Origin of the sequence: Geobacillus proteiniphilus, assembly GCF_001908025.1 — a bacterium.
Taxonomy (GTDB): domain Bacteria; phylum Bacillota; class Bacilli; order Bacillales; family Anoxybacillaceae; genus Geobacillus; species Geobacillus proteiniphilus.
Genome location: NZ_MQMG01000177.1, coordinates 1 through 246, shown reverse-complemented (window position 1 = coordinate 246; position 246 = coordinate 1). Strand labels below are relative to the sequence as shown.

Here is a 246-nt window from a genome sequence, read left to right as displayed (position 1 = left end):
GACGATATTGCCAAACCGTCGACGCGAAAACGATTTGAACAAATCGTCCGCGAAATATGGCGTACGAAAACCCGGGAGCGTTTAACGAGGCGCTGATTGAGCTCGGCGCCCTTGTTTGCACGCCACGCCGCCCGTCGTGCCTTCTTTGTCCGGTGCAAGCCTACTGCCAAGCGTTCGCCGAAGGGGTGGCGGAAGAGCTGCCGGTGAAAACGAAAAAAACAGCGGTCAAACAAGTGCCGCTCGCTA

General features: G+C 56.9%; 1 pseudogene. It reads left to right on the top strand.

From position 1 onward, the window contains the following. Positions 1 to 246, top strand: a pseudogene (locus tag BRO54_RS19065) (A/G-specific adenine glycosylase); the annotation flags it as partial.